This window comes from Mesorhizobium sp. CC13 (genome assembly GCF_039907765.1).
GTDB lineage: Bacteria > Pseudomonadota > Alphaproteobacteria > Rhizobiales > Rhizobiaceae > Aminobacter.
Window position 1 is genome coordinate 136,445 of sequence record NZ_JARDJI010000008.1, and the last position, 14,241, is coordinate 150,685.

At 66.3% G+C, this 14,241-nt stretch carries 16 protein-coding genes; 2 read left to right on the plus strand and 14 right to left on the minus strand.

Annotation, left to right across the window (positions count from 1 at the left end):
* Positions 1-10: 10 nt before the first annotated feature.
* The 3 genes from plsX to PV773_RS13585 all read right to left on the minus strand — a co-directional run bounded on the left by plsX (position 11) and on the right by PV773_RS13585 (position 2,294).
* Complete coding sequence (plsX, locus tag PV773_RS13575) at positions 11-1,078, minus strand: phosphate acyltransferase PlsX (RefSeq protein WP_347966845.1); 1,068 nt, start codon at positions 1,076-1,078, stop codon at positions 11-13.
* 106 nt (positions 1,079-1,184) lie between these two features.
* Positions 1,185-1,739, minus strand: a complete 555-nt coding sequence (locus PV773_RS13580; protein ID WP_347966846.1) for a DUF177 domain-containing protein — start codon at positions 1,737-1,739, stop codon at positions 1,185-1,187.
* 12 nt (positions 1,740-1,751) lie between these two features.
* Positions 1,752-2,294 carry a ubiquinol-cytochrome C chaperone family protein gene (locus tag PV773_RS13585; RefSeq protein ID WP_347966847.1) on the minus strand — a complete coding sequence of 181 codons (543 nt, stop codon included), beginning with the start codon at positions 2,292-2,294 and terminating at the stop codon, positions 1,752-1,754.
* Between the two features lie 124 nt (positions 2,295-2,418).
* Between PV773_RS13585 and PV773_RS13590 the strand changes: the two genes are divergently transcribed.
* On the plus strand, positions 2,419-2,940 hold the full coding sequence (locus PV773_RS13590; protein WP_347966848.1) for an outer membrane protein assembly factor BamE: 522 nt from the start codon (positions 2,419-2,421) through the stop codon (positions 2,938-2,940).
* Positions 2,941-3,088: 148 nt separating this feature from the next.
* Here the strand turns inward: PV773_RS13590 and PV773_RS13595 are convergent, their stop codons facing one another.
* Both PV773_RS13595 and PV773_RS13600 read right to left on the minus strand, forming a co-directional pair.
* On the minus strand, positions 3,089-5,230 hold the full coding sequence (locus PV773_RS13595) for a sodium-translocating pyrophosphatase (RefSeq protein WP_347966849.1): 2,142 nt from the start codon (positions 5,228-5,230) through the stop codon (positions 3,089-3,091).
* Positions 5,231-5,425: 195 nt separating this feature from the next.
* Positions 5,426-5,920 (minus strand): DUF2165 domain-containing protein, encoded by a 495-nt coding sequence (locus PV773_RS13600; protein WP_347966850.1) that lies wholly within the window; start codon positions 5,918-5,920, stop codon positions 5,426-5,428.
* Here PV773_RS13600 and PV773_RS13605 point away from each other — a divergent pair.
* The gene (locus PV773_RS13605) at positions 5,919-6,230 is read left to right on the plus strand and encodes a hypothetical protein (RefSeq protein ID WP_347966851.1); all 312 of its coding nucleotides are present in this window, start codon (positions 5,919-5,921) and stop codon (positions 6,228-6,230) included. The two genes, PV773_RS13600 and PV773_RS13605, sit on opposite strands and share 2 nt — an antisense overlap.
* 7 nt (positions 6,231-6,237) lie before the next feature.
* Here PV773_RS13605 and PV773_RS13610 read toward each other — a convergent pair whose 3' ends face one another.
* The 9 genes from PV773_RS13610 to ribD all read right to left on the minus strand — a co-directional run bounded on the left by PV773_RS13610 (position 6,238) and on the right by ribD (position 14,238).
* Positions 6,238-6,990, minus strand: coding sequence for an ABC transporter permease (locus PV773_RS13610; RefSeq protein ID WP_347966852.1), 753 nt, complete (start codon positions 6,988-6,990; stop codon positions 6,238-6,240).
* A complete protein-coding gene (locus PV773_RS13615; protein ID WP_347966853.1) occupies positions 6,987-7,925 on the minus strand; it encodes an ABC transporter ATP-binding protein in 939 nt (312 codons plus the stop codon). Before PV773_RS13615 ends, PV773_RS13610 begins: the two co-directional genes overlap by 4 nt.
* Positions 7,922-9,088 carry an ABC transporter permease gene (locus PV773_RS13620; protein ID WP_347966854.1) on the minus strand — a complete coding sequence of 389 codons (1,167 nt, stop codon included), beginning with the start codon at positions 9,086-9,088 and terminating at the stop codon, positions 7,922-7,924. The genes PV773_RS13615 and PV773_RS13620 overlap by 4 nt, the downstream gene beginning before the upstream one ends.
* Before the next feature lie 61 nt (positions 9,089-9,149).
* Positions 9,150-10,046: an ABC transporter substrate-binding protein gene (locus tag PV773_RS13625; RefSeq protein ID WP_347966893.1), complete on the minus strand. Its 897-nt coding sequence runs from the start codon at positions 10,044-10,046 to the stop codon at positions 9,150-9,152.
* Between the two features lie 173 nt (positions 10,047-10,219).
* Positions 10,220-11,422: an MFS transporter gene (locus PV773_RS13630; RefSeq protein ID WP_347966855.1), complete on the minus strand. Its 1,203-nt coding sequence runs from the start codon at positions 11,420-11,422 to the stop codon at positions 10,220-10,222.
* On the minus strand, positions 11,419-11,919 hold the full coding sequence (gene nusB / locus PV773_RS13635) for a transcription antitermination factor NusB (RefSeq protein WP_347966856.1): 501 nt from the start codon (positions 11,917-11,919) through the stop codon (positions 11,419-11,421). Before nusB ends, PV773_RS13630 begins: the two co-directional genes overlap by 4 nt.
* On the minus strand, positions 11,916-12,380 hold the full coding sequence (gene ribH, locus PV773_RS13640) for a 6,7-dimethyl-8-ribityllumazine synthase (protein WP_347966857.1): 465 nt from the start codon (positions 12,378-12,380) through the stop codon (positions 11,916-11,918). The genes nusB and ribH overlap by 4 nt, the downstream gene beginning before the upstream one ends.
* A 116-nt stretch (positions 12,381-12,496) precedes the next feature.
* On the minus strand, positions 12,497-13,114 hold the full coding sequence (locus tag PV773_RS13645) for a riboflavin synthase (RefSeq protein WP_347966894.1): 618 nt from the start codon (positions 13,112-13,114) through the stop codon (positions 12,497-12,499).
* Positions 13,114-14,238, minus strand: a complete 1,125-nt coding sequence (ribD, locus tag PV773_RS13650; protein ID WP_347966858.1) for a bifunctional diaminohydroxyphosphoribosylaminopyrimidine deaminase/5-amino-6-(5-phosphoribosylamino)uracil reductase RibD — start codon at positions 14,236-14,238, stop codon at positions 13,114-13,116. The genes PV773_RS13645 and ribD overlap by 1 nt, the downstream gene beginning before the upstream one ends.
* Positions 14,239-14,241 lie beyond the last annotated feature (3 nt).

A 14,241-nucleotide genomic window follows, 5' to 3' on the forward strand; every position in this document is an offset into this window, starting at 1 on the left:
TCGACAAGTCCTATTCCTGTTCTTCAACCGCGGCGCTGGATCGTCCCATCGCTGCATGCGGGTTGCGTGCATGAAACAGGTCGAGATCGGCCTCGATGCGGTCGAGCAGCCGGTTGCGAACCATATCGTACGCCATCTCTATCGCTGCCGCGAAACCATCCGCGTCGGCACCGCCATGGCTCTTCACCACCACGCCGTTCAGGCCAAGGAACACGCCACCGTTGGCACGGCGCACGTCCATCTTCTCGCGCAGCCGGTCGAACGCGCCCTTGGCGAATATGTAGCCGATCTTGGCCATCAGCGTGCGGCTCATCGCCTCGCGGAGGTAACCGGCGATCTGGCGCGCAGTTCCCTCGGCGGTCTTCAGCGCGATGTTGCCGGAGAAACCCTCGGTCACCACGACGTCCGTCGCGCCCTTGCCGATGTCGTCGCCCTCGACGAAACCCTGATAGCTCATGGAAGCCATGTTGGCCTCGCGCAGCATGCGCCCGGCTTCCTTGACCTCTTCCTGTCCCTTGATCTCCTCGACGCCGACATTGAGCAGCCCGACCGAAGGCCGCTCGATCCCGAACAGCGCCCGGGCCATGCCGGTTCCCAGAATGGCGAAGTCGATCAGCTGATGGGCGTCCGCGCCGATCGTGGCGCCGACATCGAGCACGACGCTCTCGCCGCGCGTGGTCGGCCACAGCGCGGCGATGGCCGGGCGATCGATGGTCGCCATGGTCCGCAGGCAGAATTTCGACATGGCCATCAGCGCGCCGGTGTTGCCGGCGGACACGCAGGCGTCGGACGTGCCCGACTTCACCGCCTCGATGGCCTTCCACATCGACGACTTCCAGCGGCCGTGGCGCAGCGCCTGGCTCGGCTTGTCGTCCATGCGGACGGCGACCTCGCTGTGGTGGAACTCGCTGACCGCGGCCAGCCGCGGATGCTTGGCGAGTTCGGGGCGAACCGCCTCCTCGCGACCGTAGATGATGAAACGAACGTCGCTGCGCCGGACGGCGACCTTGGCCAGAGCGGGGATGACCACGGAGGGTCCGTGATCGCCTCCCATGGCATCAACTGAAATCCTGATCACGCGTCGGTCATCTCACTGTTGGCGTAGCGGGGCACGCATAAACCCGGGCGGAAAATAGCGGTTTTGGATCGCCGTACAACCGGATTACGCGAATCGAAAATCGATTTCAAAGTTTCTTGGCAATCAAACGCAGCTTTTTCTGGAACTCGCTCTCGACCGGCCCGCCGTCTTCGTCGGTCGCGGCGGTCATCGTGGCGCCCTTCTTGCGCGGGTAAGGATCGATGCCGAGGCCGAAGAACTCCTCGGCCAGCGCGCCGACGTCGATGCTGTCGCCCTCGAAGGTTTCGGGGCTATCCGGCCCCTCGGCATCGAGGAGGATCTCACCGCCGACATGGAAACCCTCGCGACCGAGCTTGGAATCCTGCGGCAGGAAGACGCCTTCGACCTCTTCGTCGATCTTCGCGTCGAGCGGCTCCATGGTGACGATGCAGGCCTGGGTGATCGCCGCCTCGACGCGGCCGCGGACCTTGACCCCGTTGCGCTTCCAGCTTGTGACGAGAAGCTCGGCGCGGTAGCGCTCGACCGAAAGCAGGCCATGCGCCTCGGCCAGGGCTTCGCGCTGCGCCGCATCGGCCTCGATGACCACCGACATGCCCTTCTGCGGCAGGCGCGCAACATTGACGGTGAACGAGACCGGGCTGTGGGTCTGGAGGTGTTTCATGGATGGCCTCCTTCAGGCCGCCTTGGGCGCCGGGTATTCGAGCCTGCCGGCGCAGATGTCGCTGGTCTGCTGCGCCTTGAGGAAAACATCTGCCCCCAGCACATAGTCCGCCAGCGCGGAGGCCTCGGGCCAGCTTGCGTCTTCCGGGCGGACATTGCGCGCGAGCGCCGCGGCCAATCCTGCCCTGTCGCTGCCCTCGACCGCCGCCCTGTAGGCCTCGGTGCGGCCATAGAACATCTTAGCCAGCTTCTTCATCCGCTTTGGCACGCCGACGTCGCTGATTCCAAGTTCGCGCAGCGAGTGGTCGACGTCGAGAAAAAACTCGTCGATCAGCAATTGCGCGATCTCGGCCGGAGGCCCCTGTTCGCCGCGCAGGCGGTGCTGGAACAGAAACATGTGCAGCGACAGCATCTCGAAGCGCCCGAGCGGCGTGTCCGGCACGTTCCACGCAGAATAAAGCGGCTCCTGCCGCGCCGCCGCCACGATTCGTGTATAGAGCGCGTCCGTGATGGCGCGGTTGGCTTGGCGTTGACGGCCAAACAGACGCTGGAACATGAGAGGGCGGTCTCCCGGGGACCCGTTTCGCTAGGTGGCCTTGTTGCATCGGCGCGCAAGCTGGTTTACCGGTTTTGCGGCTTCGCGCAAGCCAGGGCCCTGGCACGACAGGATGGAGTTGTTGTTGCAGTCGCTGAAATTCAAGATGCCATTTTCGCTGCGGCCGGCCGGTGCCGCGTCGCTTGTCGCGGCTGCCGTCGTGCTTTCGGCGTGCAACACCTCGAAGACCTTCGGTGACCTTAACCCGGGCGAGACATTGACCCAGGGCTACGTCATCGACCAGCAGTCGATCGACTCCGTGCCAGTCGGCTCGAGCCGCGAACAGGTGCTGCTGGCGCTGGGCACGCCTTCGACCACCGCCACCTTCGACAACGAGGTGTTCTATTACATCTCCCAGACTCGCAAGCGCGCCGTCGCCTTCGCCAAGCCGAAGCTCGTCGACCAGCGCGTGCTGGCCGTCTATTTCGGCACCGACGGCCGCGTCTCCCAGATCGCCAATTACGGCCTGCAGGACGGCAAGGTCTTCGATTTCATCACGCGCACGACGCCGACCGGCGGCAAGGACCAGAACTTCCTCGGCCAGCTGCTCTCGGGTGCCGGCAAGATGGGTTCGAGCGCTGCCAGCAGCATCTTCGGCGGCAGCTGATCGGCCGTCAGGGCTCCAGAAATCTCAGGCAACAAGACCCGCGGGAGCAATCTCGCGGGTTTTTCTTTGCTCTTGCACGCATGAAAAACCCCGCCCGCGCGACGCGGACGGGGTCTTTTTCCTTGCCAGGTCCCCGAAGGGGCGTGGCTCAGCTATGCGCCAGGACGGCCAACAGCAGCAATGCCACGATGTTGGTGATCTTGATCGCCGGGTTCACGGCCGGCCCGGCCGTGTCCTTGTAGGGATCGCCGACGGTGTCGCCGGTGACCGACGCCTTGTGGGCTTCGGAACCCTTCATGTGCTTGACGCCATCCTTGTCGGTGAAGCCGTCCTCGAAGGACTTCTTGGCGTTGTCCCAGGCGCCGCCGCCGGAGGTCATCGAGATCGCCACGAACAGGCCGTTGACGATGACGCCAAGCAGCGATGCGCCGAGGGCGGCGAAGGCCGACGCCTTGGAGCCGGAGATCAGGAGCACGCCGAAATAGACGACCAGCGGCGCCAGCACCGGCAGCAGCGACGGGATGATCATCTCCTTGATCGCAGCCTTGGTGAGCAGATCGACGGCGCGGGCGTAGTTCGGCTTGGAGGTCCCCTGCATGATGCCGGGATTCTCGCGGAACTGCTTGCGCACTTCCTCGACGATCGCCCCGGCCGCGCGTCCGACGGCGGTCATGGCGATGCCGCCGAACAGATACGGGATCAGGCCGCCGAAGATCAGACCTGCGACGACGTAGGGGTTCGACAGGTCGAAGGAGACCGTGCCGATGTCGGCGAAGTACGGGAACTGCGCACTGTTGGCCGCGAAGTACTGCAGGTCGTAGCTGTAGGCTGCGAACAGCACCAGCGCGCCGAGGCCGGCGGAACCGATGGCATAGCCCTTGGTCACCGCCTTGGTGGTGTTGCCGACGGCGTCGAGCGCGTCGGTCGACTGACGCACTTCCTTCGGCAGGCCGGACATCTCGGCGATGCCGCCGGCATTGTCGGTGACCGGGCCGAAGGCGTCGAGCGCCACGATCATGCCGGCGAGCCCGAGCATGGTGGTGACGGCGATCGCGGTGCCGAACAGGCCGGCGATCTGGAAGGTGGCGATGATGCCGCCGACGATGACGATCGCCGGCAGCGCCGTCGATTCGAGCGAAACGGCGAGACCCTGGATGACGTTGGTGCCGTGACCGGTGACCGACGCCTGGGCGATCGAATTGACGGGACGCTTGTTGGTGCCGGTGTAGTATTCGGTGATGACCACGATCAGGCCGGTCACCAGGAGGCCGATGAGCCCGCAGATGAAGAGGTTCCAGCCCGTGACAACGACGCCATTGGCCAGGCCGACCTCGCCCCAGCCGATGGTGAGCGACGTGGCGGCGCCGAGGCCCAGTATCGACAGCAGGCCGGTGACGATCAGGCCCTTGTAGAGGGCGCCCATGATCGAGCCGTTGGAGCCGAGCTTGACGAAGAACGTGCCCGCGATCGAGGTGATGATGCAGGCGCCGCAGATGGCGAGCGGATAGAGCATCACGCTCGAAAGCACCGCCGAGCCGGCGAAGAAGATGGCGCCGAGAACCATGGTGGCGACGACCGTCACCGCGTAGGTCTCGAACAGGTCGGCCGCCATGCCGGCGCAGTCGCCGACATTGTCGCCGACGTTGTCGGCAATCGTCGCCGGATTGCGCGGATCGTCCTCCGGAATGCCCGCTTCGACCTTGCCGACGAGATCGCCGCCGACGTCCGCACCCTTGGTGAAGATGCCGCCGCCGAGACGCGCGAAGATCGAGATCAGCGAGGCGCCGAAGCCGAGCGCCACCAGCGAGTCGACGACCATGCGGTCGTTGGGCGCGAGCCCCATCGGCCCGGTGAGGACCCAGTAGTAAACGGACACGCCGAGCAGGGCGAGGCCGGCGACGAGCAGGCCGGTGATGGCGCCCGACTTGAAGGCGATGTCGAGGCCGGCGGCCAGGCTGTTGGAGGCTGCCTGGGCGGTGCGCACATTGGCGCGAACCGAGACGTGCATGCCGATGAAACCCGCAGTCCCGGACAGGACTGCACCAATCAAAAAGCCGATCGCCGCGGTGCCGGAAAGCAGCCACCAGGCGAGCAGGAACACGACGACGCCGACGATGGCGATGGTCGTGTACTGGCGCGCCAGATATGCCTGCGCACCTTCACGGATGGCAGCAGAGATTTCCTGCATGCGTGCACTGCCCTGGTCGGATGCAAGCACCGACTGCGTCGCCCAGATGGCGTAAAGGACAGATAGCAAGCCGCAGGCGATGACGACGTAAAGCATTGTCATTGCCAATTCTCTTCCCTGATTGCGCCCGGATATCCCCTCCCCGGGCTAAGTGAACGAGACCGGCAGCCTATGTGCTGGTGCCGGCCCCCGGTGCGACAATCCGAAACAGGGCCAAGGACGTCAAGATATCGCCAAGCTTTTGTCCCGGCTTTCGCCAAGCCGCTTCGAAAGGCCCGGCGAAAATCAAAAAGCGCCTCAGGCCAGGTCGCGGTCGGGCTGGTTGACGTAGATCAGCACCGCCAGCATCGTCATGTAGAACTTGAAGGCCGCGTCCTGGCCATTCCAGGTGCTTGACTGCCACATGGCGAACCATTCGCCGCCGACCACCATGAAGCCGAAGAACCAGACGAGAAAACCCATGGTGGCGCCAAGCGCGACAAAACCCTTGGCGTCGTTGAATTCCTGTCCGGACCCATTGCGCTGCTGCCAGAGCTTCAGCGCGGCGACGAGGAAGAGCACGAAGGTCAACGCCTCGCCGAAGATGATCATCCAGTAGCCGACGCTCCAGAGGGTCGGGTTGGTGATCGAGCGATACATCAGCGCATTGCCGGGAAAGGTCGTGTCCATGCTCAGAACGTGCTGGACGAATGCGAAGTTGGAGCCGTAGTCGGTGATATTGCCGAACGCCACGAGAAAGGCGAAAGCTGCGAGGCAGAGACACATGACGATCTTGGAGAGACGCCAAATCATGGCCAGAATTCCTTCGAATGACGGATCGGGGCATCGACCAGATCAATCACCGAGTCTCGCGGGCGGCGCAACAGGCCAGCCGGTCCAGCTGGTGCTGACCGGTTCGGCCAGGATGTACGCCGGAAAGCTCGGGCTGGACGCGGCCATTGGCGCGCTGAAGCTTATGTCGGAATGCCAGACCGGCGACGTGGTCTCGATCGCGTCGGGCGCGGGCAGCCATGATTTCGCCGTGCTGCGCCGCCGCTGGGTCGTGGAAGGCGGTGCAATCCGGCTCGAGATCACGCTCGACCATCCGGTGCGCGGCCGCTAGCAAGGGATCAGGATTGCGTCGCCAGCCCCATGCGCCTGGCTGCGATGCGCTCCAGAGCCGACAGCACGTCATAGATCAGCACGGCAAGGGCTGCCACGATCAGCCCGCCCTGCAGGACGAAGGCGAGGTTGTTGGACTGCAGCCCCGCGATGATGACTTCGCCCACGGTTTTTGCGGCGACCGTCGAGCCGATGGTCGCCGTCGCCAGGCTGATGACGACCGACAGCCGGATGCCGGCCAGGATCACCGGAACGCTCAGCGGCAGCTCGATCTGGACGAGGCGCTGCCAGCCGGTCATGCCGGCGCCGCGCGCTGCCTCGACGACGTTGGCCGGCGTGGTGGTGAGCCCCGTCAGCGTGTTCTCGAAGATCGGCAAAAGCCCATAGAGGAAAAGCGCGATCAGCGTCGGCTTCTCGCCGAAGCCGACGGCCGGAACGGCGAGCGCCAGCACCGCGACCGGGGGAAAGGTCTGCCCGATGTTCACCAGGCTGCGCGACAGCGGCAGGAACTCGGCTCCGGCGGGGCGCGTCACCAGGATGGCGAGCGAAACGGCTACGACGATCGCCGCGGCCGTGGCGATCGCCACTGTCCGCAGGTGCAGAAGCGCCAGCGACAGCAGGCTGCCCTGGTTGTAGATCGCCGGCGCGCCGTTCTGCGTCAGCGGCTTGAACACCGGCTCGAACCAGGCCGGATTGGCGAGGAACGCCACCAGCAGGACCAGCAGCGCCAGTCGCAGGACCGTGGGGATCCACGCCCTCATGCGGGCCTCGCGGCGCGCTTGACCAGCCCGTCGACCGTCACCCGGCCGATGGCCTTGCCGTCGCCATCGGTCACCGGCATTTCGGAACGGCCGGACCACAACAGCTTTGCCAGGGCGTCGCGCTGCGTCGCGTCGGCGCCGATGGCTTCGCCCTCCGCCTGCCCCGGCTCGATGGCCTCGTCGACGGATCCCAGCGAAAGCAGCTTGAAGGGCCGGTCGCTGGTGCCGATCAGCGTCTCGACGAAATCGTTGGCAGGCCGGGCAAGGATTTCCGCCGGCCCGGCGTACTGGACCAGGCGGCCGGCATCCATGACGGCGATGCGGTCGCCGAGGTGGACGGCCTCCTCCATGTCGTGCGTGACGAGCACGATGGTGGTGCCGAAGCGCTTCTGGATGGCAAGCAGGTCGTCCTGCGCCTTGGTGCGGATGATGGGGTCGAGCGCGCCGAAGGGCTCATCCATCAGAAGCACGTTGGGCTCGGCGGCGAGTGCGCGGGCAACGCCGACGCGCTGCTGCTGGCCGCCCGACAGCTCGTGCGGATAGCGCGGCCCGAAGGCCGCGGGATCGAGCTGGAAGAGCGCCAGCAGCTCGTCGACCCGCGCCTTGGTGCGTGCCGCGTCCCAGCCGAGCAGCACGGGCACCGTGGCGATGTTCTGCGCCACCGTCCGGTGCGGAAACAGGCCGTGCCCCTGAATGGCGTAGCCGATGCTGCGGCGCAGCTGCGGGCCCGGCACCGAACGGTTGTCGAGCCCGTCCAGCCTGATCGCTCCCGACGTCTGTTCGACCAGGCGGTTGATCATGCGCAGGAGCGTGGTCTTGCCCGAGCCGGACGTGCCGACGATCACCGTAATCGTGCGCGGCTCGATGACCATCGACACGTCGTCGACGACGGTCACGTCGCCGTATCGCTTGGTGACATGTTCGATTTCGATCATGCGGCCTCCGCCACGGGTCTGCCTGTCGCGGCCGTTTCGATGACCGCGTCGAGAATGATTGCCGCGGCGAAGGCCAGCGCGACCGTCGGCACCGCTCCGAGCAGCACCAGGTCCATCGCCGTCTGGCCGACGCCCTGGAAGACGAAGACGCCGAAGCCGCCGCCGCCGATGAGCGCGGCGATGGTGGCGAGCCCGATGTTCTGGACCAGAACGATGCGGATGCCGGTCAGGATCACCGGAAAGGCGAGCGGGAACTCGACGCCTTTCAGGCGCTGCCAGTCGGTCATGCCGGTGCCGCGGGCGGCATCGTTGGCGGCGCGCGGGACTCCCGCCAGCCCGACGACCGTGTTGGCGACCACCGGCAGCAGCGAATAGAGGAACAGCGCGACGAAGGCCGGCGCCACGCCTATGCCGCGAATGCCGATGGCGGCCGCGCCCGGGATATTGGCCGCCACCCAGCCCAGCGGGGCGATCAGGATGCCGAACAGGGCGATGGATGGGATGGTCTGGATGATGTTGAGCGTATTGAGCACCCCTGCCCTGAGCCATTCGACGCGGTGACTGAGGACGCCGAGCGGCAGGCCGATGACCACGGCGCCGACGAGCGAGCCGAGAGCCAGGGTGACATGACGCCTGGCCTCGATCCAGAAGCTGTCGGCGCGGTTGGCATATTCCTTGAGGAGCGACAGATCGTTCCAGGCCCCGGACGCGAGCAGCAACCAGACCGCCATCGCGGCGGCCGCAAGGACCGCGACGCGCCCCGCCGGCGACAACTGCAGCCTCGTGAGGCCGTCGGCCAGCAGCAGCGTGAACGCAAAGACCAAAATCCAGAATCCGGAGGCCGGCGAGATGCGGGCAAACGTGTTGCCCTCAGGTGTGAGGAACGCCCCGGCGACACCGATCAGAGCCGCGAGCATCACAAGAGCGTCGACACTTGCGGCCAGCCTGATCACGAGCGGCGTTCGCAACAGCGCAATCAGCCCCGACACAACCAAAATGGCGAGAAGCAGCAAGCCAAAGGGCTGCGGCAGCGCCTCGAGTATCGACCGGGGTTCGCCGGCGACGATACGGTTGGCGCGAAACGTGGCGAATGGCGCAACCAAGGCGCCATAGGCGGCGATCGCGGCGATCACCACGCCAAGCTTGTCAAATCTGATGCTCACGGCCGAGATGCGTCCCCGCTGCCTGTGGCGCGCCCCGACAGCCGAGGCGCGCCGCAGGAGCTTACTTCAGAAAGCCGTTCTTCTTCAGGAAATCCTCGGCGACTGCCTTGGCAGGCTCGCCGCCTACCTGGACGCGGCCGTTCAGCTCCTGGAGCGTGACGAGGTCGAGCTTCTCGAACACGGGCTTCAGCAGGGTCTCGATCTCCGGATGCTGCTTGAGCACCGCCTCGCGAACGATCGGCGCCGGCTGGTAGACCGGCTGCACGCCCTTGTCGTCCGTGAGCACGACGAGGCCGGAGGGGGCAATGCCGCCGTCGGTGCCGTAGACCATGGCGGCGTTGGCACCGTTGGTCTGGTTGGCGGCTGCGGCAATGGTGGCGGCGGTGTCGCCGCCGGACAGCGTGATCAGCTGCTCCGGCTTGAGGGTGAAGCCGTAGGTCGTCTGGAAGGCAGGCAGCGCGGCCGCCGAATTGACGAACTCGGCGGATGCCGCCAGCACCACATTGCCGCCGCCGGAGACGTATTTGCCGAAGTCGCTGAGGGTGGCGAGCTTGTTCGGCTCGGTCACGTCCTTGCGCAGCGCAATCGCCCAGGTGTTGTTGGCCGGTGCCGGCGAGAGCCAGACGATCTTGTTGGCATCGTAGTCGAGCTTCTTGGCGGTCTCGTAGCCCTTGGCGGCATCCTTCCAGACCGGATCATCCGCCTTCTCGAAGAAGAAGCCGGCATTGCCGGTATACTCCGGATAGATGTCGATCTCGCCCGCGGCAATCGCCTTGCGGACGACCGGCGTCGCACCGAGCTGGATGCGGTCGGTCGTGGCGATGTCGTTGGCGTTGAGAACCGACTGGATGATGTTGCCCAGCACGCCGCCCTCGGTGTCGATCTTGGACGAGACGACCACCTGCGCACTTGCAGCACCCGTTGCGATGCCGAATGAAACTCCGGCAACCGCCAGAATAGTCTTGAAGCTCACGATACCCCCCTTTGATGTGGCCGGTGACGGACGTTGCTTACATATGAGCACGCCGTCTGCCTTACGTCGGGGCATACGCTTTCACTACATTGGGCTTGCGCGCAATATTTTTTTGAAGTTCGAACTAATCGGCGGCAAGGACTGCCGCCAATTTCCCGTCAGGCCATCTGGCGGCGGCTCGCCTTGGCCAGTGTGGCCAGGGCGCCGAGGCAGACCACGCAAACCGGGAAAACCAGCCAGTTCAGCATGTTCCAGCCATAGGCGTTGTAGACCGCACCCGACAGCAGGGAGGCCAGCGCCACGGCACCGAACAACACGAAATCGTGAAAGCCCTGCACCCTCGCCTTCTCCGAAGGGCGGTAGGCGGTGGCCACGATCGCGGTCGCGCCGATGAAGCCGAAGTTCCAGCCGAGCCCGAGCAGAATCAGGGCCGACCAGAACTGCCAGAGCGCGATGCCCGACAGTGCCACGATGGCGCAGCCGATGAGCAGCAAGATGCCCAACCCCACCATGCGCTCGGGGCCGAAGCGCCGGATGAGGCTGCCGGTGAAGAAGCTCGGCCCGAACATGGCCATCACGTGCCACGAGATGCCGAGCGTCGCCTGGTCGGGCGAGAAGCCGCAGCCGACCATGGCGAGCGGCGCGCCGGTCATGACGAAGGTCATCAGCGTGTAGGTGCCGACCGCGCAGACCAGGGCGGCGGCGAAGCGCGGCTGGGTCACGATCTCCTTGAGCGGCCTGGCGTCCGCGGCGGCGGAATCCTGGTGCGCGTGCGCGCCTTCCGTCACCCGGAGGAAGGACAGGATGACGGCGCCGACCGCGGCGAGCCCGATGATGGCCGCGAACGAACCCGCAAACATCACCGGCGCGAACAACTCGCGGGTGAAGATCACGATCTGCGGGCCGAGGATGGCAGTGATGATGCCGCCGGCAAGCACGAAGGAAATGGCGTTGGCCTTGAATTCAGGCGGGGCGTTGTCGGCCGCGGCGAAGCGGAACTGCTGGACGAAGGCACTGCCGGCGCCAAGCATCAGCAGACCGAACACGAAGAGCCAGAACTCGGCCCGGAACAGCGCCAGCGTCGCGATGGCGCCGCCGACGGCCGTCACGGCCGTGCCGAACATGAAGCCGCCGCGCTGGCCTAGGCTGCGGATGATGGCAGCGGCGGGAAGCGCGCCAAGCGCCATGCCCAGGCTGAAGCCAGTGATGGGAAGCGTCGCCAGCGACTTGTCTTCGCCGAGGAGGTAGAACCCAGCCAGGCCGCCAATCGAGAAGGAGATCGGCGCGGCCGAGCCTATGATGGCTTGCGATGCGGCGAGGATGTAGGCAGTTCGCCGCGCTTCGCGTTCGCCAACGGTCATGTCGCGTCCTTGCCCTTGCCTTCGCCGCGCAGCTTGCGGGAAACGCGGTCGAGCACCGCATTGACGAGCTTGGGCTCGTCGTCCTCGTAGAAGGCCTTGGCGATGTCGACATATTCCGACACGATCACCGCCACCGGAACGTCCTGGCGCTTCATCAGTTCGTAGACGCCGGCGCGCAGAATGGCGCGCAGCGTGGAATCGAGGCGCGACAGCGGCCAGTCTTCGGTGAGCGCCTGGCGGATCACCGGATCGACGGTCTTCTGGTTCTCGACCACGCCGGACAGGATGGCCCGGAACCACTGCGCGTCGGCCTCGCGGTAGAGCGCGCCGTCGACTTCCTTGCCGAGCCGGAAGGCCTCGTACTCGGCAGTGATCTCGAGCAGGCCGCTGCCGGCCACGTCCATCTGGTAGAGCGCCTGGACGGCGGCGAGACGGGCCGCGCCGCGCTTGTTGGCGTGGCGGACGGCCGGCTGGCCCTTGTCTTCGGAAGAGCTCACGATCGGGCGGCTCCCAGTTTCTCGCGCACGGCGATCATGGTCAGCGCGGCACGGGCCGCGAAGCCGCCCTTGTCGCCTTCGCCGCGGCGGGCGCGCACCCAGGCCTGCTCGTCGTTTTCGGTGGTCAGGATGCCGTTGCCGACGGCGATCGACTCGGCGACCGAGAGATCCATCAGCGCGCGGGCGGATTCGTTGGCGACGATCTCGAAATGATAGGTCTCGCCGCGGATGACGGTGCCGAGCGCGACATAACCGTCATAGTGGGTGCCCTCGTCGTCGGCCGCATCGAGGGCAAAGGAGATCACGGCCGGAATTTCGAGCGCACCGGGCACGGTGACCACGTCATAGGAAGCGCCGGCTTCGTCGAGCGCGGCCTTGGCGCCGTCGAGCAGCGCGTCGGCGAGGTCGTCGTAGAAGCGCGCCTCGACGATGAGGAGCTTCAGTTTCTTGTCATTGGCCATGTTCGATCTCCGGCAGAGCCGGTCACTTAGGCCGAACCGGGGGAGTTCGCAAGCGAAGTGTTAAGGGCCAGAGCATGAAACCGCCGGCCGCCTTGCGCAAGCCGCTTGCGGTCGTCTCAGAGCCCTTCCCGGGCAGCGTCGGCGAGCCGCGCCGCATATCGCGCCATGGTGTCGACCTCGATGTTGATGCGGTCGCCGACCTTGCGTTCGCCCCAGGTCGTCACCCGCAGCGAATGGTGGATCAACAGCACGTCGAAACGCGTGCCCTCGACCTTGTTGACTGTCAGCGACGTGCCGTCGAGGGCAACCGAACCCTTGGGCGCGACGAACTTCGCCAATTCGCGTGGCGCCTCCAGCCGGAACCGCACCGCCTCGCCCTCGTCCTCGCGCGAAACGATCTCGGCCATGCCGTCGACATGGCCCGAAACGATGTGCCCGCCAAGCTCGTCGCCGATCTTGAGCGCGCGTTCGAGGTTGATGCGGCGCCCGGCGGTCCACTCGCTCGCGGTAGTGAGGCGCAAGGCCTCCTCCCAGGCTTCGACCTCGAACCAGCGGGCGTTGGACGCCTCTTCCGGCAGCCTGACGACGGTCAGGCAGACCCCCGAGCAGGCGATCGAAGCGCCGATGTCGATAGTCCTGGGATCGTAGGCCGTATCGATGCGCAGGCGCACGCCCTGGTCGAGCGGAGCGGTGGACGCAACGGTCCCCACGTCGGTGACGATCCCGGTGAACATCAGATATCCCTTATCCATTCGGCGAAGCCGTCCTCGGCGTAGCGCGCCTCGTGCACCAGCCGGAACCCTGCCGGTATATGGTCGCGGCCGATCGGCGCCGCAATGCCGTCCGAGCCGATCGCCTCGGGGCCGTAGAACAGCGCGATCCTGTCGACCAGCCCGTCCTCGAGGAACGCGCGCGCCGTATCCGCCCCGCCCTCGACGATGATGCGCGACATGCCCTGATTGGCCAGGTCCTCGAGCAGTTCGGGCAGCGCGACCCGCCCGTCATAGCTCTCGGTCGCCAGAAACTTCACGCCGGCGCGTTCGAGCTCGGCCCGGTTGGCCGGGTCGCCCTCCTCGCAGGTGGCCACCAGCACGGGCACGTCGAGCGCCGAGCGGGCCAGCTTCGAGGCCGCGGGCAGACGGGTCAGCCTGTCGAGCACGATCCGAGCCGGCGACCGCGTCCTGAGGCCCGGCAGGCGCACGGTGAGCTCGGGATCGTCGGCGATTGCCGTGCCGATGCCGATCAGGATCGCGTCGCATTCGGCGCGCATGACGTGGACCTGGCGCCGCGCCACCTCGCCGGTGATTTCGATCTGCCCCTCGCCTCGCCGGCCGATCATGCCGTCGGCGGAAAGCGCAAGCTTCAGAATCACTTCCGGCCGCTTGTTGACGGATCGATTCAGGTAGCCGGCCAGCTGGTCGGCCGCCTCGGCGGCCAGCACCCGCTCCCTGACCTCGATGCCGGCGGTACGCAGGATGGCGTAGCCGTTGCCCGACACGCGGGGGTCGGGATCGCTGGCCGCGCCGACGACGCGCGTTATGCCGGCGCTGACGAGCGCATTGGCGCATGGCGGCGTGCGGCCATGATGGGCGCAGGGCTCGAGCGTCACATAGGCGGTGGCGCCGCGCGCCAGCTCGCCGGCTTCGGCGAGCGCCTGCGGCTCGGCATGGGGCCGCCCGCCGATGGCAGTGACGCCCCTGCCCACGATGACCGGACCGTTGCCGTCGTCGCGGACGATCAGCGTACCGACGGAAGGATTGGTCGAAGTGAGGCCAAGATGCCGGCGCGCGTAACGGATCGCGGCTGCCATGAAGCGGCGATCGATGCGGTCCTGCTCAGGCGTGGTCGTTCCGGGCATGGC

Coding starts and splice junctions, on each gene's coding strand:
- PV773_RS13630 (WP_347966855.1), bottom strand. CDS start 11,422: ATGACCGTTGGCGAACGCGAAGCGCGGCGAACTGCCTACATCCTCGCC.
- PV773_RS13600 (WP_347966850.1), bottom strand. CDS start 5,920: ATGATTTGGCGTCTCTCCAAGATCGTCATGTGTCTCTGCCTCGCAGCT.
- PV773_RS13615 (WP_347966853.1), bottom strand. CDS start 7,925: ATGATCGAAATCGAACATGTCACCAAGCGATACGGCGACGTGACCGTC.
- ribD (WP_347966858.1), bottom strand. CDS start 14,238: ATGCCCGGAACGACCACGCCTGAGCAGGACCGCATCGATCGCCGCTTC.
- PV773_RS13585 (WP_347966847.1), bottom strand. CDS start 2,294: ATGTTCCAGCGTCTGTTTGGCCGTCAACGCCAAGCCAACCGCGCCATC.
- PV773_RS13580 (WP_347966846.1), bottom strand. CDS start 1,739: ATGAAACACCTCCAGACCCACAGCCCGGTCTCGTTCACCGTCAATGTT.
- PV773_RS13605 (WP_347966851.1), top strand. CDS start 5,919: ATGGCCAGAATTCCTTCGAATGACGGATCGGGGCATCGACCAGATCAA.
- ribH (WP_347966857.1), bottom strand. CDS start 12,380: ATGGCCAATGACAAGAAACTGAAGCTCCTCATCGTCGAGGCGCGCTTC.
- PV773_RS13595 (WP_347966849.1), bottom strand. CDS start 5,230: ATGACAATGCTTTACGTCGTCATCGCCTGCGGCTTGCTATCTGTCCTT.
- PV773_RS13610 (WP_347966852.1), bottom strand. CDS start 6,990: ATGAGGGCGTGGATCCCCACGGTCCTGCGACTGGCGCTGCTGGTCCTG.
- PV773_RS13645 (WP_347966894.1), bottom strand. CDS start 13,114: ATGTTCACCGGGATCGTCACCGACGTGGGGACCGTTGCGTCCACCGCT.